Annotated in this window: 21 protein-coding genes; 8 read left to right on the forward strand and 13 right to left on the reverse strand. The window is 41.0% G+C overall.

What is annotated here, in order from left to right:
- The first annotated feature begins 131 nt into the window (after positions 1 to 131).
- Positions 132 to 320 carry a hypothetical protein gene (locus M595_RS11195; protein WP_009783001.1) on the forward strand — a complete coding sequence of 63 codons (189 nt, stop codon included), beginning with the start codon at positions 132 to 134 and terminating at the stop codon, positions 318 to 320.
- The gene (locus M595_RS11200) at positions 305 to 592 is read left to right on the forward strand and encodes a type II toxin-antitoxin system RelE/ParE family toxin (protein WP_009783000.1); all 288 of its coding nucleotides are present in this window, start codon (positions 305 to 307) and stop codon (positions 590 to 592) included. Before M595_RS11195 ends, M595_RS11200 begins: the two co-directional genes overlap by 16 nt.
- 132 nt (positions 593 to 724) lie before the next feature.
- Here the strand turns inward: M595_RS11200 and M595_RS11205 are convergent, their stop codons facing one another.
- Together M595_RS11205 and M595_RS11210 are read right to left on the reverse strand one after the other, a co-directional pair.
- Positions 725 to 3094: a PhoX family protein gene (locus tag M595_RS11205; RefSeq protein WP_023066323.1), complete on the reverse strand. Its 2370-nt coding sequence runs from the start codon at positions 3092 to 3094 to the stop codon at positions 725 to 727.
- Between the two features lie 392 nt (positions 3095 to 3486).
- Positions 3487 to 4101, reverse strand: coding sequence for a hypothetical protein (locus M595_RS11210; RefSeq protein WP_023066294.1), 615 nt, complete (start codon positions 4099 to 4101; stop codon positions 3487 to 3489).
- A 240-nt stretch (positions 4102 to 4341) separates the two neighbouring features.
- Between M595_RS11210 and M595_RS11215 the strand changes: the two genes are divergently transcribed.
- Both M595_RS11215 and M595_RS11220 read left to right on the forward strand, forming a co-directional pair.
- On the forward strand, positions 4342 to 4899 hold the full coding sequence (locus tag M595_RS11215) for a peroxiredoxin (RefSeq protein WP_023066337.1): 558 nt from the start codon (positions 4342 to 4344) through the stop codon (positions 4897 to 4899).
- Positions 4900 to 4937: 38 nt separating this feature from the next.
- Complete coding sequence (locus tag M595_RS11220) at positions 4938 to 5492, forward strand: GNAT family N-acetyltransferase (protein ID WP_238987061.1); 555 nt, start codon at positions 4938 to 4940, stop codon at positions 5490 to 5492.
- A gap of 84 nt (positions 5493 to 5576) precedes the next feature.
- Here the strand turns inward: M595_RS11220 and M595_RS11225 are convergent, their stop codons facing one another.
- Positions 5577 to 6533 carry an NAD-dependent epimerase/dehydratase family protein gene (locus M595_RS11225; RefSeq protein ID WP_203419061.1) on the reverse strand — a complete coding sequence of 319 codons (957 nt, stop codon included), beginning with the start codon at positions 6531 to 6533 and terminating at the stop codon, positions 5577 to 5579.
- A 91-nt stretch (positions 6534 to 6624) separates the two neighbouring features.
- The gene (gene hemE, locus M595_RS11230; protein WP_023066287.1) at positions 6625 to 7689 is read right to left on the reverse strand and encodes a uroporphyrinogen decarboxylase; all 1065 of its coding nucleotides are present in this window, start codon (positions 7687 to 7689) and stop codon (positions 6625 to 6627) included.
- 607 nt (positions 7690 to 8296) lie between these two features.
- Between hemE and M595_RS11235 the strand changes: the two genes are divergently transcribed.
- Positions 8297 to 8896, forward strand: a complete 600-nt coding sequence (locus M595_RS11235) for a glycine zipper family protein (RefSeq protein WP_023066343.1) — start codon at positions 8297 to 8299, stop codon at positions 8894 to 8896.
- A 108-nt stretch (positions 8897 to 9004) separates the two neighbouring features.
- On the opposite strand, the gene M595_RS11240 is transcribed toward M595_RS11235, so the two are convergent.
- The 5 genes from M595_RS11240 to deoC form a co-directional block, all read right to left on the reverse strand.
- The gene (locus M595_RS11240) at positions 9005 to 9703 is read right to left on the reverse strand and encodes a GUN4 domain-containing protein (protein ID WP_023066314.1); all 699 of its coding nucleotides are present in this window, start codon (positions 9701 to 9703) and stop codon (positions 9005 to 9007) included.
- Between the two features lie 61 nt (positions 9704 to 9764).
- Entirely contained in the window at positions 9765 to 10940 is a 1176-nt protein-coding gene (locus M595_RS11245) for a glycosyltransferase family 4 protein (protein WP_023066322.1), read from the reverse strand.
- 118 nt (positions 10941 to 11058) lie between these two features.
- Entirely contained in the window at positions 11059 to 12555 is a 1497-nt protein-coding gene (locus M595_RS11250; protein WP_023066320.1) for an MFS transporter, read from the reverse strand.
- Between the two features lie 419 nt (positions 12556 to 12974).
- Entirely contained in the window at positions 12975 to 13886 is a 912-nt protein-coding gene (gene recO, locus M595_RS11255; RefSeq protein ID WP_023066282.1) for a DNA repair protein RecO, read from the reverse strand.
- A 14-nt stretch (positions 13887 to 13900) separates the two neighbouring features.
- Positions 13901 to 14584, reverse strand: a complete 684-nt coding sequence (deoC, locus tag M595_RS11260) for a deoxyribose-phosphate aldolase (protein WP_023066342.1) — start codon at positions 14582 to 14584, stop codon at positions 13901 to 13903.
- Between the two features lie 134 nt (positions 14585 to 14718).
- On the opposite strand from deoC, the gene M595_RS11265 reads away from it, so the two are divergent.
- Together M595_RS11265 and M595_RS11270 are read left to right on the forward strand one after the other, a co-directional pair.
- The gene (locus tag M595_RS11265) at positions 14719 to 15993 is read left to right on the forward strand and encodes an RNA-guided endonuclease InsQ/TnpB family protein (RefSeq protein WP_023066293.1); all 1275 of its coding nucleotides are present in this window, start codon (positions 14719 to 14721) and stop codon (positions 15991 to 15993) included.
- Positions 15994 to 16073: 80 nt separating this feature from the next.
- Positions 16074 to 16532 (forward strand): peroxiredoxin, encoded by a 459-nt coding sequence (locus M595_RS11270; RefSeq protein ID WP_023066290.1) that lies wholly within the window; start codon positions 16074 to 16076, stop codon positions 16530 to 16532.
- Between the two features lie 50 nt (positions 16533 to 16582).
- Here M595_RS11270 and M595_RS11275 read toward each other — a convergent pair whose 3' ends face one another.
- The 4 genes from M595_RS11275 to M595_RS11290 form a co-directional block, all read right to left on the reverse strand.
- Positions 16583 to 19159 carry an MASE1 domain-containing protein gene (locus tag M595_RS11275; RefSeq protein ID WP_238987063.1) on the reverse strand — a complete coding sequence of 859 codons (2577 nt, stop codon included), beginning with the start codon at positions 19157 to 19159 and terminating at the stop codon, positions 16583 to 16585.
- A gap of 606 nt (positions 19160 to 19765) precedes the next feature.
- A complete protein-coding gene (locus M595_RS11280; protein ID WP_023066329.1) occupies positions 19766 to 21310 on the reverse strand; it encodes a DUF6798 domain-containing protein in 1545 nt (514 codons plus the stop codon).
- Between the two features lie 16 nt (positions 21311 to 21326).
- Positions 21327 to 23078: a hypothetical protein gene (locus tag M595_RS11285; RefSeq protein WP_023066291.1), complete on the reverse strand. Its 1752-nt coding sequence runs from the start codon at positions 23076 to 23078 to the stop codon at positions 21327 to 21329.
- Entirely contained in the window at positions 23075 to 23863 is a 789-nt protein-coding gene (locus M595_RS11290; RefSeq protein WP_023066351.1) for a class I SAM-dependent methyltransferase, read from the reverse strand. The genes M595_RS11285 and M595_RS11290 overlap by 4 nt, the downstream gene beginning before the upstream one ends.
- 124 nt (positions 23864 to 23987) lie before the next feature.
- Between M595_RS11290 and M595_RS11295 the strand changes: the two genes are divergently transcribed.
- Positions 23988 to 25745: a hypothetical protein gene (locus M595_RS11295; protein WP_023066319.1), complete on the forward strand. Its 1758-nt coding sequence runs from the start codon at positions 23988 to 23990 to the stop codon at positions 25743 to 25745.
- Positions 25746 to 25747: the final 2 nt, after the last annotated feature.

Here is a 25747-nt window from a genome sequence, read left to right on the forward strand (position 1 = left end):
GTAAGGTAATATTACAATTTTTGGGGATAACAATCGCTGGAACATTGCATTTAAAGGACTGTATTGTGCATCGTGAAGTTAAGGGGATCGGGTATAATAGACTTAGACGAATTTAATTAAAACAAACTAATATGAGTGCAACCAAGAAAGAAATAGAGTCTTTGTTGAAGCATTTACCCGATGACTGTTCCCTGGAAGATGTCCAATATCACCTCTATGTAATTGAAAAATTTCGGCATGGAATTGCTGTTTTGGATACAGCGCGAAAAATGACACAAGATGAAGCAGAAGGTTTACTGAGTAAATGGATTATCAAGTAGTTTGGTCGCCAAAAGCCTTAGATGATATTGATGCCATTGCTGCCTATATTGCCAGAGATTCTGTCTCTTACGCAGCGGCAGTTGTGCAACGCATCATTGAGGCAACTCGTGAGTTGAGTGATTGTCCACTATCGGGCAATATCATTCAAGAGTTTGGTGATGAAACTATTCGAGAGCAACCTGCTTATAGCTATCGAATTTTATATCAAGTTAAGGATGAGACTGTGACGGTGGCGGCCATCGTTCATGGAAAACGATTATTAAAGTTATAGTTACAGAACAGTTAACCTCTCTCAAATCTATTAGTAAGAGAGAGGGATTTCTCATTCTAAAACTCAATTCTCAATGCTCAATTAGGGGTACAAATACAGTACCCCTATATTGTTAAAAAAGACAGAAATTAATTAAATAAATGCACCACCATTAACCCGACGAACTCCAATCACCGCAGGTTTAGGTGGGCCGTTTGGGTCGCCCTGAATATTACTTGGCCAATTACTCCCCCGAGGGACTAACCGCTCTTGGTTGAATAGAGTTCCATCTAAACTCAACATCGGAATAGAACGAGCCAGTTTCACACCATCACCGAGGGGAACGCTTTCGCCCGGATGCTGAACCGCCAGAAGTAAAGTATCATCCTGTCCGGCTGCATTACGAATAAAGTATGGCCCCGTCATTTCACACCGGACTGGGCCGTAGGCAAAGGGAATCACTTCACCTGCCATTGCACCACTCATCGGAATGACAAACAGCCAGTTATTGCCAAATACCCCTGACAAGTTACTCGCAGATCCGGTTGTCGTATGGTCGATTTCTCGTGCTTCAGGATTTGCTCCCGTTGTAAACCCATTGTGACGACTGGTAGACATATCGGTTACGCCCCAAACATTACCCAGGGTGTCAAACTCCAGGTTATCAACGTTGGCATAACCCGCACCACTTAATGCTCCACCTTCGCCCCCTTTAGCTACGTTTTGCCAGGTAAACGTCCGGGATGCAGGATCATTGCCATCTTCAACAATTTTGTACAAACCACCAGAAGTTTGAGGGGCTGTGATGTCAGATAAATACTTACTGACGATAAAAATACGAGAGTCTGGATAACCATCACCACCTGGTTCCCCGTCAGTGTAGGCAACGAAGACTTCCCCAGTCATCGGATTGATATCCACATCTTCTGGGCGAGCAGTTGGCGTTCCTCCCACTAAATTAGCAGCTAGGAAAGCATCAACTAAAACAGCCCCTTGAGAGGTGTAGAAATCGGCTAAAGTCTTGCTTCGATAGTCGGGTAATGCTGTGGCTTCATTGGTGAGGTCAACAATCAAAGAACCGCCATCTTCAGTTTCTCCGGCAATTCCCGCCCGTTTCGGTAAACGAACTCGACCATCTCGTTGAGCTTCTCCACGGAACTGCAACTCAACGGAGGCAATTTCACTGGGAACATTAGGATTTGTGCGAGTTTGCAAGGTTAGGGGAATCCATTCTCCAGTACCATCGGCATCCAGCTTGGCAACATAGAGCGTTCCGATATCAAATAAGGAACTGTTAACGGCAGCAGTCGGAGACTCAACGACACCAGAACTGATAAACTTCCAAGTATGTCCACCCCGACGGTCATCTCCCATATATCCAACTGCTGGACGACCCGGTTCAATGCGAAAAGCAATATTTTCGTGACGGAAGCGGCCTAAAGAGGTGTGTTTGCGGGGACGGAAATTCGGATCTGCCGGGGCGACTTCCACCATCCAACCATACTTCTCACCGACTAAACCAAATTCAGCCCCCGTTGTACCTTCAATGTATTCGGTTTGTGTACCGTTGGGGAAAACCTCTTCTTGAACGCCTACAAAGAAGTCTTCTGAACCCTGGAAGTTTTCTTCTGCGGTCATAATCGTTCCCCAGGGCGTTGTACCCCCCGAACAGTTATAAGCCGTCCCGATAATCCGGTTTCCTAAACCATCGGAACTGATAGGGAAAACATCTGCTGCGGCAGGCCCAGTTCCCACTAAGAAGTTAGTGTCTCCTTGGCGATTTCCCCAAGCGGTTACATTTTGATAACCATCCGTGCGTTCGGCGTTGATTCCTAAGCCTGAAAGCCCGTGAATACGTCGGTTGAAAGGATTTCTAGACTCTACCGTAAAACGACCATCTGCCCCTTTTCTCATAAAGACAATCGATCCGCCCAAGTTATAGAGGAATTCACCCAAAGTTGCTCGGTCCCGAGTGGATAAATCTAAGCCTAGTACAACTGGAGCCGTTGAACCGAATGCGGCTAAATCTTCATCAGTCCCCGGAGCTACGGGTGAAATCGGATAGGAAACATATTCGTGGTTAACCCACAGGAAACCTTCAGAGAAGTCTGAACTGGTGGGAATGAAGCTTGTGTAATCGTTGTTGTAACCGAAGTAATCGTTGGAGTCTGGGAAAACGCGATCGCCCCAACTGATGATCACATAGCGTTCAAACTCTGGCGGAACGACGACATCATCAAAGACTTCGTAGGCTGATAAGTTCAGATCTTGTCCGGGGGAAAGCATTCCCATTCCAGTCGGAGTGGTACTCCCATTTCCACCTGTCGGAACTGCACTCGCCATTTGAGTGTATGCGTTCAGGGGATGGGGTAGCTTGACTGGTGTAAAGGAGGAGGAAGCTTGAGCTTGAGCAATACTACCGTTTGTACCGAACAAGCCCGATTCGATTTTAGGAGTTAATGTCGCTGCTGCTGCGCTGCTCCCAAAGAAAACGAGGAATTGCCGACGAGTGAATTTAGACATTGAAATTTAACTCTCTTTTCTCTCTGTTGCTGTAGAGAGGGTAGATGACTGGTTTCTACTCTCATGGCGAGTTGAAGTGACTCAAAAAAAACTCATGTTTTCCGGAATGGATTCCCAAGGTTATGAAGGATATATAGAGGTTGCCCTATTGATTGCTAGGTTGAGAATCCAAGATTGCATCCGTTACTCAGTTTTATTGATTCATTCAACTCGCACGTAAACCTCTAACATCTTATTCCTAGATATTTAAGATTCGTTTAAAAAAGCATTAACTAAAAAATAGTTAAATCCTGGTAAATAAAAGGTTAAGTCATCTCAACAAAGTTAAATTTATTTACCTATAATCTTGAATTTTTAAGCTCTATTTCTAGCAAAATTTCGCTGTCTATGCTCTAATCATCTCGAAAGCCGGGATCATTTGCTTGCGGGTTACGACGAGGTGTTGAACGGGGTTCGAGTCGAATAATATTGGGGGATTCGCTATCATTGGGTTGAGTTTGGGGAGAAGTAGATTGAGATGTTGTCTGAGTCGGTGGAGAAGGTGGAACTGGGGAAGTTGACGGTTGAGAACGAGTTTGTTGCGTGTTGGGTTGAGGACGGGTTCTTGAACCTGAAGCTGAAGGAGAAGCTGACTGGGTTGAAGTTGGTTCGTTGTAACCCAGGAGAGACTCTGAAGGAGGGAAGTATCTTGTCAACTCGGAAATATCGCTATTAGCTTGCCATTGACTGCGAGTGACTCTAGCCCTTAAAATCGGTACGGTTTGACCTCCTCGTTCACCGAGAATCATAATTGTTACAGATTCCAAAGTAGAGTTTTCTTGAAAGGCTTGTTTGATAGATTGTTTGGCTAGAGTTTCTGCTTTTTGTACTAACACGTTGTAGGAAGGAGTGTTAGCGTTAATCGTGAAATGACGTTCATCAACTTGAGCAACAGCAATAGAACTCAAGAAGTAACAGTTGACTAGAGTGAGAAAAGTAATCTTTAACAGGCGATTTAAAACCCACATGGAAGCACTAAAATTTTATAAAGCAACACAGGATGAGCATAACAACTCCAAATTAAATTTCTGTTAAAATTGGGTTAAATTCATAATGAAATGCTCATAGCCTATGCGAATCCTGTTTGATGAATGTGTACCATGACCTTTAAAACTGTTTAATTAACGTAGTTAATCATGCTACATAACAGTTCATCTAAAATTATAAGTTAGAGCGCTTAAGTTACTGGTTAGAGCAGGGAGTTGGAGATGGAATATTTACCTGATTTATCAAAATTACCAATTCCCCAAGATGACGGGGCGTGTAATCACCTGTTGGGTGAAAGATTACCTCAATTAACACTCACTTCTACTGGCGGTAATCAATTAGACTTATCAACTCTTTTTGGAAAGGTTGTTCTTTACTGTTATCCCATGACGAAACAACCTAACGTACCCATACCCGATGGATGGGAACAGATACCTGGTGCTGCGGGTTGTACTTGGCAATCTTGTGCTTTTCGGGATTATCATGCTGAATTACAAACTCTGGGAGTTCAGGTATACGGACTGAGTACACAAGACTCATCATCCCAACAAGAAGCAGTTGAACGACTGCACTTGCCCTTTGAACTTCTCAGCGATGCAGATTTTATACTGACAAACTCATTAAAATTACCCACCTTTGAAGTAGAGGGAAAACGATTAATTAAGCGACTCACCCTAATTGCAGATAATGGAAAAATTGTTAAAGTCTTTTATCCCGTTTTCCCACCCGACAAAAATGCACAAGAAGTTATGGAATGGCTTGTACAAAAAGCCGTTTAAAAAGTCCTTACAATAGAATATAGTTTTAATAAATACGGATGATAGGTACTGTGATACTCATTAATTTAAAGGTTAAAAATCAAGAGATGATTGACATTTTTGAAGCGGATCTAAATGTGCCTGCTCATGCAGAGGCTATGATTGAATTAATGGATGCGTATGCGCTTGATCCAATGGGTGGTGGTCAAGGTCTGTCTAAGGAGGTTAAGGCAAATCTTCCAGCAGAACTTGCCAAAAGAAAATCAGCTCATGTTATTCTTGCCTTTATCGATGCTAAACCCGCAGGTCTTGTGGTCTGCTTAGAAGGATTTTCTACATTTGCGTGCAAGCCATTACTGAATATCCACGATCTGATGGTTGCTTTTCCCTATCGTCAAAGAGGTTTGTCCAAACTGCTTCTACAGAAAGCCGAAGATATTGCCTTCGACTTAGGCTGCTGCAAACTTACACTAGAGGTACTAGAAGGCAATCATATTGCCCAGTCAGCCTACAAGGCATTCGGATTCAGTGGTTATCAGCTCAATCCACAAATGGGCAAGGCATTATTTTGGGAGAAGAAATTAGCAGAGATGCCGAATTTGCCAAAGAGTTAATATCTTTAAGTCAATGATCATTTGGGGAGTGATACCAGATTAGTAACTATATTTTCGGGGTTAGTTTACTTACTTTTGACTTGTTTATTGTTTAGAATTTTGTTTTAAAATTGCTGTGAGGGTTGGATAAGAGGGTTTAACGTTAAAAACAGAAGGATTAATTGGGTTTTGGTAGGTAAAATGACGATAGCTGATACAAAATCTATCCCAATCTGCGATCTGAATTTTAAAAACTTTAATGATAATATTAGTAAGTGTTGAAGATAAATTAATACGAAAATAGATTTTTTTATGATAAAAATGACAAATTTCTTCAACTGCTTGATTAACAGTAATGGCTGGATTTCCGAGAATAATATGTTCAGTGGATAATGAATTAGGTGGATGGTTAACTAGATAATAAACGACTTTGGCAATATCTTCTCCGTGAATAAAGTGAAAACTTGCATCGGCTTTTAGCCAGCGAATGAAATTAAGCTGTTTGATGACATCCGGTAAACCCGAAGTGAGATGAGAATAGGGTTTATTTGTATCTCCGCCTAATACCAAGGTTGGGAATAAAATTCTTAAACGGGGTAAGGTTTGTTCAAGGTCTAGAAGTTGATGCAAACATTCATATTTTGAGCGAATATAATCAGTTCCAATTTCTCCCGCTTCTTTTAACATTTGATTATCTCGACCTAAAACACTTGCGGTTGAAAAGTAGAGAATTTGTTCACAAACTTCAGGGTTAAGATGTTTAATTAAGTTTAGGGTACTCTTAACATTAACTGCAAAAACTTCTTCAAGTCCGCCCCAAGAAGTCGCCGCTAAAATTGCAATATTAATCGTGGGTAAAAGTTCCCTATATTGTTCAATATCTCGTAAATCAGCCTTGATCAGAAAAATACCTGAACGGGCTTGATAATCAAACCCCAACTTATCCGGGTTGCGAACTAAAAAATACAGTTCATAATCCGTTTGTTGAATCAGAATTTCAGCAATATAGTGACCAATACAGCCACTCACCCCAGTGATTAAAATTCGTTTGGTCATAAGCATAGCGGAGAGAAACAACGGATAGATTTTATTGATAATCTGAAAAAGCTATCCGTCATTCTTCATCTAGAATCTTTCCAAATTAGATTCAACATTAGACAGAAACCGCTAACAATTGATCTGCTTGTTTTGCAGTTTCAAAGAAATAAGCCACATTTTCTTCGGGTGTTTTTTGGAGAACGCCATGTCCGAGATTGAGGATATGACCCCGATTTCCAGCTTTTTGAATCGTTTCTAAAATGCGATCGCGAATCAGTTGTTTTGACCCAAATAAAACACAAGGATCAATATTTCCTTGAACTCCAAGATCATGACCAATGCGACTTCTGGCTTCCGCCATATCCACAGTCCAGTCTACACTAATCATATCAACGCCGGATTTTGACATCCGTTCTAATATTCCAGAACTACCGTTAATATAAAGAATCAATGGCGTATCTGGATGCGTTTGTTTGACCAAATCAACCACTCGTTTTTGATAAGGTAACGCAAACGTTTCGTAATCTTGGGGTGCTAATTGACCGGCCCAAGAGTCAAACATCTGCACAATTTGAGCGCCACAATCAATTTGATAGCGAACATAAGTTGCAATCGAATCTGCCAGTTTTCCGAGGAATTGATGCAGCATTTCCGGTTCAGAAAATGCCATACTTTTGATAATGCGATAATCCTTAGAACTTTTTCCTTCGATCGCATAAGCGGCTAACGTCCAGGGTGCGCCAACAAACCCTAAAACCGCAGCGTTATTACCAACTTCTTGGCGTAAAGTTTGTAAAATCTCTCGAATAAACGGCAGAGATTCTTCAGGTTCGAGAGGATAAACTTGTTCAATTTGAGACAGACTACGAATTGGCGGATCGATAATCGGCCCTTTGCTTTCAACAATATCGAAATTAATCCCCATTCCCGGTAGAGGAGTGAGAATATCAGAGAACAAAATCACGCCATCGGGCTTAAAGGCGCGATAAGGTTGCAGAGAAATTTCAACAGCGATATCAGTTTTCTCAGAGCGATCGCGAAAAGAGGGGTATTGGTCGCGCAAGTCTCGATAGGCTTTCATATAGCGACCCGCCTGTCGCATCATCCACACGGGAGGGCGGTCTAACTGTTCTCCACGCGCCGCCCGCAACAGATAGGGAATTTGGGTCGATTCACTCATTTCAACTTCACTTTACTTTATATTAATGATCTGAATTCTTCTATCTAGAGTATCACTGTGGGATCACATCTCATCAGATTTGAGCAAGTCGCCAAGGGTAAAGATCAGGCGAAGATAGACCAATTGCAGCCAGCAACGGTATTTCTCCCCTGGAACTCTGAAAGTAACATTTTATTTCAATCCCAACATGATACTTGATGCAGCCGCATAAATGCCTCTGTGGGTTGAGGTTGGCAATGTTTGTTCTGGAGACTAGCAGGCTTTGAGGAGGGAAGTCGGTTGTACTAGGAGAAAATTTGCTAACCCTGTTGATCAACAGAATTGAGAATTCAAAATTCTCAATAGTGATCGGACAAGTTGATCATTACTACATTTAGAATTAAGTTAACAAAACTTTACCGTTTGATTTCCAAAAGAGACAACGAAGCTGTCAATAATTGCTTCCTAAAATTTTACCTAAATCTACCCTCTTTAGAGAGAAGTGTCTGAAAAAATTTTATTCCTTTTTATAGATTACTCTTGACAATAACTGTTACCCAAGAGGGATGTAAAAATAAATAAATTGAGGGATAGTAATAATAAGAATGTAAATTTATGAGGTTAACGAATGACAGTTACAAGAGAACGTACCGGACTTTATAGACGCGCCGTAGGTGTTTTCCACGATCGCCATGATATTGAAAAAGCAATTCGCAAATTTAAAGATTCTAACTACGATATGGATCGAGTTTCTTTAATTGCTCGCAATATTGATGACGTTAAAGGCGCCGACGAAATTAAAGATCATGGAGAAGGAAACGAAGCATCTGAAGGTGCGGGAATTGGTGCGGTAACCGGTACCGTTTTAGGCGGTATTACAGGTTTACTCGTTGGTTTGGGTACCCTGGCAATTCCGGGAGTAGGTCCTGCACTGATCGCCGGAGAATTATCTGCATTAGGAACCACCGCAGCCGGCGCCGGTATTGGTGCTTTAGGCGGCGGACTGGTAGGAGCATTAACCGGAATGGGAATTCCCGAAGAGCGGGCCAAAGTTTATGAAAATCGTGTTAAAGCGGGTGATTATTTGTTAATGGTCAGTGGGACTGGCGATCAATTAGATCAAGCTGAATCGATTATGCGCGATTGTAGTATCAATGAGTTTGGTATCTATGATGCACCGGATCTCAATGATGGTCAAACAACCAACCGCCATCCTCGTTTAGATTAGTCATTTAATACTATAGTTTTAATCCGGGAACCTCGATCAATGCAGCCGTTGAAGCTGCGGGGTTTCCCGCTTTGATTGCAATTCAAAAACAAGTCATTTCAATTAACTCTAAATTTGACAACTGGCTAACCGAGAAAAAATAGCCGGACTGAGATTGGGTGTACATTTAATCAACTGATCCTTTTGATTGGCTCGAACACAGTGAACATTAAATCCCCAGAGCGGCATATCTGTTTTAGATTTTAATTTTTGGTTATCCTTGACTGGAATCATTGTTGTCACCGAACCCCCCGCAGCCAGTGCAGGTAAATGTCCGGGATTTGCCTTTAAATCAAACGTTAATTCCTCGTAGGATTTCCAACCTTGAGCAACTTTCCAGTTTACTTGTTGGGCAAAGTTATCAAATAATTCTGAGAGATTCCAGAATTGAGAATCCTGACTCTGCTGAAGATTCATCCAAATTTGCTGCTGAGTTCTAAAACCAAACTTTCCGCGACTATATTGAGACCAAAGTTGATCAAGCTTGAGTAAATCTTCACAGGGAAAATTCACAATATCATCTTCGGTCAAATAAACCGATTTTGAAAGTTGATCGGGGTACTTTTGCAATATAATCAACATGATCCGATAAGTTTGTCGGTCTGCTTTTTGAAAAGCTCCGGCCGCTAACATTTTCGAGAGTCGTTCATAGTCAGGTTGCTTGTGAGGGAGTTCAGACACCGTTGCTGTTCTCGCCATTCCAATAACGAGAGAGGCGATTGCACTGACAACCCCTAAGACAACAATCGTTCGTTCTCGGTTCACCATCTGTCTGATCGAGACTAGATCTCCTTGGTTGTGAGTTCACTTAGCCACATCCCCCGACCCTTTAGCGACGAGGGCAAGGTACACGCCTTTGTTGAACAATCTCCGCATACAACTGTTCCATTTGAGTAATATTCCGACTTAGTGTATATCGATCCAAGACCCGTTGACGAGCTTTATATCCCAAAAGTGTACTTAACTCTCGATGATCGCGAAACAGAGGAAGTAGAGTTCGTAGTTGAGTCGCTACCCCTTGGGTTTCCAAGACAATTCCAGCACCTCCTTCTAGAACTTCTCCATCCGCCCCTGCATCTGTCGCAATACAAGCAACACCACAAGCCATAGCTTCGAGTAATGACAGCGATAATCCCTCAACCAGAGAAGGCAAAATAAACACATCAGCCCCCCGTAAAATTTCAATGCGTTGATCTTCATCCCCGACAAAACCGAGCCAGACGACACCATCTTCAGACCCATAATACATTTGCAACGAAGTCGCTAACGGGCCATCTCCGACAATAACTAAATGGCAATCGTGACCCATTTCTGACTTTTTCCAAGCTTTCAGGAGAGACTCAACGTTTTTTTCAGGAGCAAGACGACCTTGATAGACAAAGACCCGATCAGCTTGTAACTCGGCTTTCAGTCGGGATGGCCCCGGTGAATACTTGAGTTCATCGACTCCATTGGGAATCACGGCAACTTTGGCTTCCGGTACCCCCAACCGCACTAATAAATCCCGTTGAATTTGGGAAAACACAATCACGCAATCGTAATGAGCCAAAAAAGGAGCATAAATCTGGTACATCAGATGTTGAGTACCGGATGTCAGATTCCGCAGTTTGCGATCAAAGGGCGGATGAAAGGTTGCCACTAAAGGCAGATTCAGTTCCTCACAAATTTCAGGAAGAACAAAATCCAGGGGAGAGAGGGTTAACGACGCATGAACCACATCGGGTTGTAATTGTCGTAACGACTGCATCAAAACTTTACTCGATTTGAAGGTGGGAATGGTATAAATTTGAGATTTGTACAAACAAGGGAGAGAAACTTCCTGAGTCTGACAACTTAACGACCAATCCCGAGTTCCTTTGTGACCTTGTTGTCGAGGAGAGTTTTCAGCGGCAAAATGGAGGAAGCTAACCTGATATCCTCGGTCTAATAGGGTGTTGGTGACTTCTCTCGAATAGGTGACATTCCCACAAAACGGTGATTTTTTTCCAAGCCAAGCAATATGCATTCAGATGAATAAGAGTGTCATTCGTTGGTTTTGGATGAATTTACCACGAATAAGCTGTTACGCATCTAAATTTACCGATTCTATGCCTTTTGGACAAGCTAAAATTGTCAACCGTGACTTATGACTGTTTGAATTCGCGTCGGTTGATATACCAAGTTAAAACGCCGCCTAAACTTGCCATCGCCGCTAAACCGATAAAAACGATAGACAAGCCGAGATAAGTTTCTGCAACTCCAGCTAATGCTAAAGGTAAACTCAAGGCAATATTCACAGCGTTATTTTGTAAACCAAAGACTTTTCCTCGCATTTGTTCGGGAGTTTCGGCTTGGATGGTGGTTTGCATGGGAATACCCACCACCGCAGCACACAAGCCCAGAAGGATAATCAAGATGAAAGCCGAAGCTAACTGCTGACCAAACACAGCTAAACCCATTAAACAAGTCGCTAGCCCAATGGAACCGACTAAGGCTAGCTGAATATGAGATAACCGATGTCCGAGCTGACCGAGCAACCCTGCACCAATCGCCATACCGACCCCTGCGGCGGCCAGTAGAAAGCCAAATTGGGAAGATTTGAGGGAGGGGATGATCTCCGCTAAACGAACGGCGAGAACGGCAAGAGCGGCAAAGATGCTAAATAAAATAATCAGTTGGATGAGGGCGTTGCGAACTTTGTGATGTTCGTTGAGATATTTCACGCCATCGCGCAAGTCGTCTAAAACGTGAGGGCTTTCGGCTTGGAAATTTCTTTTTTCCCGAACTTTCAAGGTCATTAATAGCAAGCCAGCGATCGCATAACTTCCCCCAACAATTAATTCTTTGCCAATATTGAGGCCCCAACCCATGGTTTCAAAGAATTGATCAGCAATGGCTAAAACGGGTTCTCCGACGGCAAACCCAATAATCACCGAGGCCATCATTGTGGTTGTGTAAAGTGAATTTGCCGATAATAAGTGCTTGCGTTCAACAATTAAAGGAATGACTGTTTGTTCGGCGGGAGCAAAAAATTGGGTTAAAGTTGAGACTAAAAAGGTCATTGTCAACAATAGACAAAAACCCAATGGTAGAGATCCTAAGCTCATTCCCTCCGAGAACCACAAAACTATGGGAAGGGCTAAAACAAACCCACCTCGCAGGAGATTGGTAAGGACTAAAACGATTTTTTTCGGCCATCGATCCACATAAACTCCAGCGCCCGCACCGAACAATACTGCCGGAATGGTAAAGGCAATCATCACCGCTGAAACCCAACCGCTAATGGTTTGATCGGCTTGCTGAAAGCGGGTAGAAATCAAAGCAATCATCAAAACCAAATAAACTTTATCCGCGAGTTGGGAAAACACTTGGCCACTCCAAAGAACTAAGAAGTTGCCATTTCTGAGTACAGGTAAAAAGCCCCGTTCTTCCTCGTCTTCTCTGAGCATATTTGAGGTCGCCGATGGCTGGGTTTTTAGGGAATTTTGGGTTGATGTTTTTTGAGTTGATGTTTGAGGATGATTGACCTTGCCCTTATTCTGTGGATTTAATGAATTTTCTGGAGTGGAAGTCTGTTCTAAGTATCCATTTTTTGTTTCTTTTTTGACTGACGATTTTTTGTCTGGATTTAACGATTGCATTATATTTTTTAGATTTAGCTAACTCAGCAGATTCGGTTCATTGGAGGTGAGGACAGGGGATCACAATGATTAACTTATTATTTTTGATTGGATTTGATAATTGGAAATTTTTCCTTCTTTTGATCAGGGAAATGGCAATGATTGCCGTTGATCTGATGCTTTATTTAACCCCTATCCAGTTCACCTGTTCACGAAACAGATTTTCTCTCAATTTTAGAGTGAGAAATCTTTTCTGAAATTTCAAGCAAACTCATTTGATACCCAAATCAATTCATTTCAGAAAGCGTTTGTGCAGACTGAAGACTCGGTAATCACTGTACTCAACCCTTGTTCATCTACTCAATAATGTCTCTGGCTAACTCTTGTCTTGCTGAGTGTTCCTCTGAAAGTTTAGAATCGAGGTTGAGCCAAGACTTCGATCAGAAATCGCTCAGTTGAAACTGCTCAACATACGTGTCAATCAACGTAGCCGAGCGAATAGCACGCCCTAAATGATACTCAGCATATCGTCGGAGAAGACGTTCAACCGCTACCCAATCAGACAGAGAAATAGAACGAGGGGTTATCGTCGTGGTTTGTTGAGACATCAGCCTAGACTCAAACTCATCACTCAAACGAGGATGAGCTAATCTTTGCAAAATCGCTAACTGAGATGCACTTAGTTTAACATGGGTTATCCCCCCAAAAGGTTGAGAAGGGTTGATCGATTGACGATCGGTTTTGTCGTCGGGAGTGGGTTTTTCTCGGGCTTCTAAACTGATCACTCCACCCGCCTCTAGGCTGAACCCCACGCGCCAACGGGGATTGGTAAAATTAGCAACTAAGGGACGTTGGGTGAGACAGCAGTGCTGTACTTGGGGTGAAATCCCACTCCAAGCCAGAAGGTGAAACATCCCGTGTGTCAGATAGGCAATTGTTGCGGTGATGGTTTCAATTTGGGGAGTATTGGGTAAATGTTCTAAGCGATCTAAATGTTCATTCAACAGCAGAAATAGTTCTTCTTGAGGATGTTCACTCAAGGCGACAGATAACACGACTTCTGCTAAATACTGACTGGCTGAGAGTTTCCCCAGATTTTTACTCAAACCGCCATAGGATTTGATCAGATCTGCTTGAGTAATTCTATCAAGCGATCGCCCTTTGTAGAGCAGGAGTTGATTGACAATAAATAACTCGCTGCGCCCTCCCAACTTAGAGCGGGGTTTTCGGGCCGAAGGAGCAACAGCCCGGATTAAACCGTGTTCGGGTGTTAAAATCGTCAGGAGACGATCAGACTCTCCTAAAGGGATCGCTTTTAAATTAATTCCAGTTGCGGTGTAGGTTCGACTCATAGCCAGCTTTTAGATTAATTATTCTCGTTGTCGTCATCTCGCTGACGAATTAAATAAACACCGCGAGAAGTTCCTAAGCGAGTCGCACCCGCAACGATTAAGTCTATTGCTTGTTGGCAGGTTGTAATTCCGCCTGAAGCTTTAAGTCCAATCCGTCCTTTAATGATCTCTTTGAGGAATTGGGTATCGACAACTGTCGCGCCCCCATACAAGCCTGTATTGGTTTGAATAAAATTAGCGCCTGCATCCATTAAAACTTCAGCTACAATTTGTTTTTCGGAGTCATTGAGAACAGTTGTTTCAATAATCGCTTTTACCGTTTGATCTGTTTGTTCACAAATTTCAGCAATTTCTCGATACAATTCCTCGGTTTTTCCGGCTTTCACCCAACTTAAGTTAATCACAACATCTAACTCCTGCGCCCCATTTTCAACTGCTTCTAGGCTTTCATGCAGCTTGACTCCCGATGTGCTAGCCCCACTGGGAAAACCAATCACCGTGCAGACTTTTGGGGACTTTCCATGCAGTCTATCGGCCACTTGACGCACAGAACTCGGGTAAACACAAACGCTGGCAAATTTGTATTGTAAAGCTTCATCACAGCATTGTTGGATTTGTTCGGGAGTGGCCATGGGGTTGAGTAGGGTGTGGTCGATGAAGGTCGCAATATCAATATCAAAATGGGATTGAGTTCTCATAGAAACCTCTTTTAAGTTGGAAACCACAGTCTTTAGGCGTTGGAGGAAAACAGGAGAAGTCCTTCAGGGCTTCGTTTGTACAACACAAAATCTAGTTCTCGCTTTATAATGTTGATTGTAGCGAAAAGCAATCAATGTACCTCACTCAGAAGAACAAAATTAGGAATCTGTCGAGTCCTGAATACACGGCTTTGAGGCAGTTGTGTAGATTGTCGAAGAATATGTACAACGTTGGGCTGTACAATGTTCGACAGTTTTATTTTGCTGAAAAGCAATATCTTCGCTACGAATCGAACTATCATCAATGCAAAACCAACGAGAATTATCAACTTCTCAACACAGATATTGCACAGCAAACCTTGAAGGTAGTTAGTCGCTCATTTCAGTCCTTTTTTAAATTGATACAAGTGGCTAAAAGTGGGCTGTACCGATTTGAACAAATCCGACTGCCTCGATACTTGCCAAGGTCGGGTTATTTCCCTTTGATCATGCCAAGAGTCAAAGTTAAAGATGGATTCTTTAATGTTCCAATGTCGAGAGCTTTCAAGAAGGAATATGGAGCCGTCAAGATTCCATTTCCTGAAAGACTTAAAGATAAAGAACTCAAGGAAGTTCGGATTATCCCTAAGTACAATGCTCGATTTTTCGAGGTTGAGTTTATCGTGATTGAAGATGCACAGAAACCTCAGAAAACTGACAATTCTTTGGCTATAGACTTGGGCTTGGACAATCTGGCAGCTTGTGTCTCTAACACTGGGTCGTCGTTCCTGATGGACGGCCGAAAACTCAAATCGATTAACCAGTGGTACAACAAGCAAAATGCTAGACTTGCATCCATTAAAGACAAGCAAGGGATAAAAGGAATTACGGCTCAACAAGTCTCTATAGTTGTAAATCGAAACAATCGAGTTAGAGATTACCTCAATAAAGCAGTGCGCTATATTGCTGATTGGTGTTTGGAAAATCATATTACAAACATTGTGGTTGGTGTTAATCCGGGGATCAAAAAAGAAATCAACCTGGGCAAAAATGCCAATCAAAAGTTCGTACAAATTCCTCACCACAGTTTGAGAGTTAAACTCAAAGCCATGTGTGAACGTTTGGGCTGGACTTACATCGAGCAGGAAGAATCCTATACCTCGAAAGCCAGTTTTCTTGATGGTGATCAACTTCCGGTTTTCAACGCTGACAATCCCATTGGTTATAAGTTCAGTGGTAGGCGTATTCAGCGAGGTTTGTACAAATCTAAGTATGGATTTCTCGTTAATGCCGATTGTCAAGCTGCGGCAAATATTGGCAGGAAAAGTAGTCTGAATGGTTTTACACCGGACAGAGTAGCGGCATCTTTGGCTATGCCTTTAAGAATCAAGTTTGAGCGGGCTTTAGCCTTTCAAACTTGCACTTCTTAAGAATCACTTTCCGACCGGGCAGTGAGTGTCAAAACAAAAGTTAATATTTTTTCAGATCAAAGTTACTGGGTCAAACAAATATGGCGATTAAAGTAGGAGACACTGCACCCGATTTTACTTTAACTTCTCAAACGGGAGAATCGGTGAGTTTAGGAGATTTTCGGGGAAACACAGCCGTTGTTCTGTATTTCTACCCCAAAGATGATACGCCGGGATGTACCTCTGAAGCCTGTGCTTTTCGCGATAGCTATCAAGTCTTTAAAGATGCGGGGGCCGAAGTGATTGGGGTGAGTTCAGACTCGGCCTATGATCACGAACAATTTGCTAAAAAGCATAATTTACCGTTTATCCTGTTAAGTGATTCGGGTAGTCAGGTTCGTAAACTGTATGGTGTTCCGGCGACACTGTGGATACTTCCCGGGCGCGTGACTTATGTGATCGATAAAGAAGGCGTTGTCCGGCATATTTTTGATTCGATGCTGGATTTTAAAGCCCACGTGGATGAAGCTTTGCGTACCTTAAAAGCGATTCCGGCTTAACCGTTAACCGTGTAGGGGCAAATTCATCAATTAATTGCCTCTACTCTGTTTCAATCTTCTTGGGCATAATAAAGGAATTGGGGGAGTCGCATGATAAAGGTCGAACCGTGACCTAACTCGCTGGTAACGGTAAGTTGTCCGCCCATGAGTTCGCAGAGTTTGCGAGTAATAGTTAAACCCAGACCTGTCCCTCCATACTTACGGGTGGTGCTTTCATCAGCTTGGGTAAAGGGATTAAATATAGTGGTAATTTGTCGGGGACTCATACCAATACCGCTATCAATGACTTGAAAAATGATATAAGTGATGGGTTTAGTATTTGCTTGAGAGGCAGAAGGGAAATCAGTAATCAGTGAATCTTTTTGGGGAGTCAAGTTGGGTAAGTCGGGCGCCGGTACCGTTGGGAGTTCAGCGGTCAGCGAGTCGCTGGTTTCTGTCCAAACTTTTAAGGTGACTAGACCTTGTTCGGTAAATTTACAAGCATTACTCAACAAATTTAATAACGACTGTCGCACCTTGGTAATATCAGTATGAATGATATCAATCTCCTCAGCCACTTCAATTTTAAAAGTGTTTGTATTTTTTTCGGCGAGGGGGGCAATGGTGGTTTCAACTTCCCACAGTAAAGTGGCGACGGTATAAGTTTCTAGATGAAAATTCATCCGACCCGCTTCGATTTTTGAGAAGTCAAGAATATCGTTAATCAGGTCTAACAAATGATGACCTGCAACATGAATATTTTTCAAGTCTCCCACAAACTCTTCTAACCCCATGTCTTGAGCATCTTCTCGGAGGAGTTCACTATAGCCGAGAATCGCATTGAGCGGGGTTCGCAGTTCGTGGCTCATATTCGCTAAAAATAAACTTTTGGCACGGTTGGCGGCCTCGGCAGCTTCTTTGGCGTTGCGAAGTAAAGAGGCTTGCTTACGTTCGGTAATATCGTTCCCCATCATCAATAGACATTCGATTCCCCCTAAGTCAATTAATTCAATAGAAATCAACCAATTACGAATTTCACTCGCCTGATTGTAAACTTGAATTTCGAGATTACTCACTTGATGATGTTGTTGGAGTACCTCTCGCAATTGTAGATGTTCCTCAGAGTTCACCCAGAGTTTGAGTTGTTGAGTTGTGGCGTTAATCACCTGGTCTTGTTTCCAACCGAGTTGACGCAGAAAACTCTGATTAACATCGAGAAAACATTCATCGGAAAACGTACAAATTCCAATCCCAATCGGACTGGCGGCGAAGGTTTTAGAAAATCGTTCTTCACTAGCCCGTAATGCTATTTCTGAGCGTTTTCGGTCGGTAATATCCTGTACCGTTCCGCTAATGCGAGTGGGTGAAATGACCGTTTGTTCGCAGACAAAACGTTGACGACCATCGGGCAAAACTAACCGATAGTCAATGGTGTAGGGATGTTGTTGGTCAAGAACTTGCTCGACAGACTGACGAACTAAATTTTGATCTTCAGGATGAACCGACTGCAAAAACAGTTCTAAGGTCGCTGGAACAGACTGAGGTTCTAGGTTTAAGATGCGATACAGTTGATCCGACCAGTACAGATGGGAACCCCGAATCACGAGATCCCAATGACCTACTTGAGCTATGCCCTGAGCGTGAGCTAAACTGGCTTCGCTGGCTCGCAGAGCGGCTTCGGCTTGTTGACGTTCGGCGACGGTAGAGGCGAGAACCAAACCGGTAATGATCATCACCCCAATAAAGGCTTGTAGGGAAAAGATTTGGGGAATATCGGTGCTGCGATCAATAAAGGGGCCACTGTCGCGCATTAACCCCCAAACTGCAAACGTAGCGGTTAAAAAGTGAGCAATAGCAGCACCCCGTTGACCAAACCGCAGAGAAGCCCAAACAATCAGGGGATAGGGCAAATATTCTAGGGGATAACGAATCGAAGCGGTACGAGTACGCGAACAGAAGACAAACCAGTTCAACGCCAGACTCAGCAGTAGCCAGCCCAGCGCTTCTAGGGAATAGAGGAGTTGTGTTGCTTGTTCGGTTAGGGTATATTCTGGGTGTTCCGGGGTGGAAGTTTGCCGATAATTTTGCCAAAGCTGACCGATTGTAGCGAGAAAAGAATGTTCTGTCGTGTCTTGTCGTTTGTATCGATCCTGAAGCCTCATTCCCCAAGTCAGAAGTAAGGGGGTGACCACTAAAATACCGATGGCGTTGGCTAACCAATAGCGAGTCCAAATTTCATCAAATTTTGTCCAGTCTGACAGAACAATTGACAAATGAACGGTAGAGAAGCTCGAACCGATAAGGGTCGAAATTCCGGCGGCTAAAATAATCAATCCTAAAACGTCTTTGAGGCGTTGGAGTCGGCCTGAAAAGTTAATTTGTTTTAGCAGCCAAGTCCCTAAACACACTTGTAGGGTCACACTGAGACTATACAGGATGGCTGCCATTGATCCCGTTGGCGACAATAGGTTTGCTAATACGGCCCCTAAAGCAATTCCTGGCCAGTATTGACCTCCAAACAGCAACAGTGCAGCCTGAGCAATTCCGGCAGTCGGCAAAAAGATGACATCGGTTGGACTAAGGATCAGGGTTTCAATCGTCAGCTTTGCTGTTGCCAAATAAACAGCAGCAATAAGCCAGATTGTCATCAGGTACTTTCCGGCTTTACCCTTCACAATGTTATAGAACTGAGTCTGCATTTGAATGGTTTAGTGTTCGGGGTTTTATTTTCCCCTAGTTTCTAGGTTAATCTGTTGAAGTCTTAGGTGTTCAGGATTTTAAGAAATCGGTGAAGTTGCCAAGGCTATGCGGGAGTCTCCACCGATGAACTTAATGGAGTTGTTAAGTTCGCAGGGATCAGCACCTTCGGGTAATAAATCAGGGATGGATCAATTGACTTGGGGCTGGAGTTCTGTCCGAGTAATTCAAATAAATTCCAAGCGCGGCTAGTGAATTGATCATCCGTTATCGGACTCTCACGCTTTGCACCCTTGAGTTCTTTTTATTTTTGGCAACTCCTGGAGTTATACGAACAGACTCCAACAGACCTCCCAGGTTTATTCTAATTGATTTTAACTATTGTTCTCGCTCTCTGGTTCGCTTGATGAATTAAGTTGTAACCTTTTCCTCCATACTGTTTAGAATTGTATCAAATCTATGTCGGGTTGAAGCTTTAGCTTTTAAGATTGGAACTTTAAAAGAGTATCTCTAGATTAAGTTGACAATTTTGACTCAATTTTTAATTCACAATTCTTCTAATTTTGTAGCCTTTCGGGTAAGGGTTTATAGACTTTGTAGCGTTGGTCATCGTAAATCAGACTCCAACCCGCACAAGGATTAATGTCACCGAGTTCGGTAATCACATGATTGATCGGATAGGCAATGACTGCTTCTTCTAAGGCTTGACATCGGGTTTCTCGAAAATCAGGAGAATAAAATTTTTGTGCCATCATAAGTCGATTATGCCATTCAATCACCTCAGTGTCTTTATAAGGATGAGATTTATAATTAGCTAAAATTGGCACTCCTGTATAGAGTCTAAATTCGATAAAGTTTCCGGAAGTATGAGGCACTAAATATAAATCTTCGGGTTGTCGATTTGACTTGACAAAATCCATCAAATTTGCATAATCTGGACGATTTTGTAACTCTCGGACTTGTTCTTCTGCTCCTACAAAAGCATAAATTGAGAGAATGATTAAGCTGATAAAAATAATGGATTTGTCTTGTTTGTTTAAAGTCTGGGGGAATTTATTAAAAATATAGCGAAGAAAGACAGCTATAATCAGACAACTTGATAACGGTACTAAAAAGGCAGAAACTCGCCACGGCGTAATAAATCCCAAACTGTTATTTTTGATAAAAATTTGTAAGCAGGTAGCAAAACTAGCAACGATAAACGGCACTCCTAAAATTAAAAATATGTCTGTTTTACGGACAAGATAAATAGCGACAACAATCACTAAAATTTGTACAAATGCAATGTGATCAAACCACGCAGTCGGAAAGGAATGATGGGGAATACGATTAACAATTAAGCTTTTGGCGAGTTCGGCAGTTTCTGGAGTTGTGGGTTGAAAGACAAAAAACATATAAAGAGTAACAGGTAAAACCAAGAGAAATGATAACCCACCGACAAAGAAGATCTGTTTAAAGCGTTCTCCTTTTTTATACAAAATAATCAGATAAGATAACGTTATTAAAGCTGCACTGGGAAGATAAGCCGGATGAACAGTCGCCGCTCCCGCTAAAGCCAATACTGATAAAAATCTTTGTTTTCTTAAAAATAAATAGATCGATAAAATAATCAGAACACCAAAATTACTGGTTTGAAAGTAATCTCCTAATAAGTATTGTTCTGCAACGCCGTAATGGAGATAGATATGAGTTTTAAAATCAAATATTCTGATTTTTAGACAATGTAATGTTACAATAAAAACTAAATAAATAATCTTTTTAACTTGACGATCAAACTGAAAAATAATTTCAGCAATTCCTATTAAACTATAAACATAAACTCCAAATAAAATAATATAGTATAGGTAAAAAAAGTAAGGATGTAAAAAAGCTGAACTAAACCAGACTAAAGCGGTAAATACAGGTAAAGGATCTAAGGTATTGGCTAACCAGTCTTGCTCGAGATATCCAATTCCGGCTTGTGCCATTCCTTGTAAAAATTTAGTGTTTTGATTAGAAGTATAAAGGGGTTCTTGAACATAAGCAATGCCGAGGGTAATACCCAAAATCAAGATGTCTAAGCTGACAGATAACCCCGACTTTAAAGATTTTAATTGAATCACTTTTAAACTTTTCCTTCTAAAATTTAACTAAACACTCTGCTTCTAAAATGATTATCTTTTGAGTTTGTAAACGCGAACATTGGGAAACTGTTTGTAAAATCGCGGGATTTTTTCCATTGTTAATATCCGCGATAATATCTTTGCTTAAAGAATGATACCATTGTCTCAGCCAACGATTTTCGAGCATATATTCAGGAGTAAAAGCGGTTTGATCTAAAATGATAAAATCAAATCGGTGAGTTTGAATTAAAGTTTGCAGTACATTCAGATTAGAGCTATACTGAGCTTTGATCAATTCAGTCGCTCGTTGTTGGATTTGATCATAATATCCTAAATGATAGGGAATTGCATATTCCCAGGCTACCCAAACAGAACGTTGAGAAAAGCTAGGAATATTATTCACAACCTCAGAAATAGAAGCAATGAGAGTGTCTTTAGGCTGTTGGGAAAAAAAGTGATAAATTTCGGGTTCTTTTGCCATCACATAACTCGTTTTTGGAAACTTTCCCCAGAAACAAGATCCTAAAATAATTCCTAGTCCCAAAAATAGAGTTAAGCTTAAAGCTATTATTTTTTTCCAGTTTTGACGGCGAGATAGACTCGCCAATGTTAAGATTTTATCTAAGAGAATACATAAAGTTATTCCAGCGGCTAACGCTAAACAAATGCGAAAAGTATAACTGGTGTAACGACTGGGAAGATGAAGTTTAAATAACATTAAATGAGCGGCGATAAACCAACTCGTTGAGGAGATTAAAATTAGAGATAAAATTTTGATATTCGGTGTTATTTTTGAAACGAGAGGAAATTTATTTTGATGAACAAATAGTAACGGTAGCCCGAAACCTGTTATAATTAAAGTTGGTCTAAATAAATATTTTGGAAGTAAACCACTCCGTTGACCCGTGACCCAAAAATCCCAGAGATTATCTTGAAAAAATGCACTATTTCCTGCGCCTCCAAACTCAGACATTGCTTTGGCTTCCGCGACTGTAATCACAGGTGAAAATTCACTGGAACTCATTGCATAATATAAAATGACAATAGAAGCAACTCCGAGTCCAATCAGACTCACCCAACGAGTTTTTAGATCCGAAGTTAAACCCACTGAATGTTTATTCCAATCAAACAGTTGTAAGACTAATACTCCTGTACTGATTAACACCGCTTGCGGATAAAACAATCCTATTAAGGCAATAAAAATAGCACTTTCTAAAATTGATTTTCGCAATAAAAAATAGATAAATCCTAAAAACAAAGGATAAACAAATGCTCTCGGTGTAGCAGAGACTAAGCCATCATTTAACCAGAGTTGTTGATTGAGTAAAGTCGATGAAATAAACCCAGCGAGAGGAATGGGTAAAAGTTCTAAAGTTATTCTAAAACAATAAAATGTTGTGACCAGATCTAATCCCCAAGGAATAATTTTACTCCAAAAAATAGGACTGATTCCCAAACGAGTTAATATCCAATATAGACTTTGATAACCTCCGGGTGCAACCGATTGAAAATAATCAGCAATTAAATCATTTGGAAACAACTCAGCATCTAGAAATCTCTGCATCCAAAAAATATGTTGTCTCGCATCATCTTGAATAACATATTCACCACTAAAGGCTTCTTGGACTGCTAATAAACTATAAATCGTGGCAAAAGTCAAGCTTAAACTCAACCAAAATTTTGTCGATGAACTCCTGCTATTTGCAGAACAACGAATTAATAAACTGTGTAGATGCAAAATGGGTCTTTTCAAGGTCGTTAAAATCATCTCGGTTTGATTTCAGCGAGATAAACATCAGTGCGATATTCAATATAAACCAATTCTTGCTCATCTTTCCATTTGTGGTATAATTCTTGCACGTTCGTTAAAATCGCATCTGCTTCTGCGCCTTGAGTCGGAATATAAGATGCACTGTGAGTTCGACCAATTAATCCTGTTAAATCTAAAGCCTGACGATGAGTAAACATCTGATGGCGCTGATTTTGAAAGTCTAAACTTTCTAACAGTGAAGTAATCGGTCGGCGACGTTTTTGATGAATGACTGAATTGTATTGAGAAGCTTGTTTGAAAATCAGACTATATTCTTGGGTAAATTGATCTTGTCGATAGCGATGATTCCAGACAATTGCTACTCGTCCACCCGGTTTTAAAATCCGACAAAATTCTCGGAGTGTGGGTTCAGGATTAAACCAATGAAATGCTTGAAAAGCAGTCACTAAATCAACAGATTGAGTCGCTAAATGAGTTGCTTCTGCTGTCCCTTCTCGCCACTCAATTTGGGGATGAGGAGTCGCCATTTGTCTCATTGCCTGATTGGGTTCAATCGCTAAAACTTGAACACCTCTATCGGCTAATAAACGTGCAGAAATTCCTGTCCCGGCGCCAATATCTGCTCCAATAATAGCGCTATTATGACCTAATCCCTCTATAATCTTTTCAATCGCTTTTGGAGGGTAACTGGGTCTATACTGAGCATATTCTTTGGCTCTGGGAGAAAACCGAGTTACAGGGTTCTTCGTGTAGAGGGGTAAACTTGACTTTATTTCAGTCATAACTTTACTTGAGACTAATATCTTTGTTTCTCATCGTAGCGTCTATTGTGCCAATTTGTTAGAGGAACAAGACGAAAAAAATTATGATCATCTCACCGATAGAATTACTTTAAACTAAGGTGCTATGTTTATTCAAAACTTCCGTCAATTTCTCACAACTCCCCAACAAAGTCTATCCCATTGGCGAATTCTATTTTGGTTGAGTCTAAGTCTCACATTTAGTATTATTTATAGTATTTTGGTTTTACAGCAAGCTTTTGATGGAGAATATGTTGTTCAGGATGATGCTCGTAAGCATATTTTTTGGATGCGTCGTTTTTTAGATCCAGAACTATTTCCCAATGATTTAATTGCTAATTTTTTTGCATCGGTTGAACCTTTTGGACTCACTACAGTTTATCGTTTTTTTATCAGTTTTAACCTTGATCCAATGGTAATTAATAAATGTTTACCACTGGTTTTAGGGGTAATAATGACAGGCTATTGTTTTGGAATTTGTTTACAGCTTTTTCCCATTCCGATGGCTGCATTTATCACCTCACTTTTATTGAATCAAAGTATCTGGATGAAAGATATCTTTGTTGCGGCGATCGCTTCTTCTTTTTCTTATCCTTTATTTTTGGGTTTTCTCTACTATTTTCTGAAAAAATCAGTTATTCCCTGTTTAATTGTTTTGATTTTAGAAGGATTATTTTATCCTCCTACTGTACTCGTTTCCGCCGGGATTTTATTGATTAATTTATTTCAAATTAAAGATAAAAAAATCTGTTTCATTTCTGATCAAAAACAGATCAAATTCTATGTCACTGGATTAGTTATTGCTAGTTTAATGCTTGTTTATTATTTAATCAGTTCCTCGGAATATGGGCCAATTATTAACGTTGCAGAAGCCAAAACTTTACCCGAATTTCAAGAAAATGGACGGGGAAATTTTTTCAGCGATGATGGAATTGAATATTGGTTATTAGGAATTCGTAGCGGTATGATTCCCCGAGAGTTATTTTCACCGATTACGCTGTGTTTGGGCTTATTTTTACCGATATTAGCAAGGTTTCCCCGTCAATTTACTCTAGTTAAGCAGATTAAAAACTCAGCTTTTTTTATACAACTTTTGTTCGTTTCTTTAAGTTTATTTTTTCTGGCTCATCTTTTCCTATTTTATTTGTTTTTACCCAATCGATATACTAGCCATAGTTTTTATCTTTTAATCGCAGTGTCTACCGGAATTACCTTAACTGTGATTATAGATGCTTTGCTGAGATGGGTAGAACAACCTTCAATTTATCAACCTAAAAATATTAAGATATTTCAGAATTTATTGGCTTTAGGAGTCACAACCATCATAGCCATTGTGGTGATTTTTTATCCGAGTTTTCTGGAAACATTTACCTCTCCCAGTTATAAAGAACCTCGGGAAGCCACTCTCTATGACTTTCTCTCTCAACAACCCAAAGATACCTTGATTGCTTCTCTCTCCCCAGAAGCCGATAATATTCCCTCTTTTGCTCAACGTTCTGTGTTAATTGCTTGGGAATATTCAATTCCTTATCAAGTCGGTTATCATCGTCAAATTCGTCAAAGAGCAATGGATCTAATTGAGGCTCAATACAGTCAAGATTTACAAGTTTTACGGAATTTTATTCAAACTTATAATGTAGATTTAATCTTGTTGGATGGTAATGCTTTTATTCCGTACTATTTAACCAATAATAATTGGTTTAGACAGTGGAAATTTAAAGCAGAGGAAGTTAAACCGACGCTCAAACCAGATACTCCCCCCGCAGTGATTACAACGTTAATTGATCTCTGTTCAGTATACCAAACAGATACTTTTATTGTTGTAGATGCCAACTGTATTCTCGAACTCCCTCAAACTCAATAAGT

Origin of the sequence: Lyngbya aestuarii BL J, from assembly GCF_000478195.2 — a bacterium.
Lineage (GTDB): Bacteria > Cyanobacteriota > Cyanobacteriia > Cyanobacteriales > Microcoleaceae > Capilliphycus > Capilliphycus aestuarii.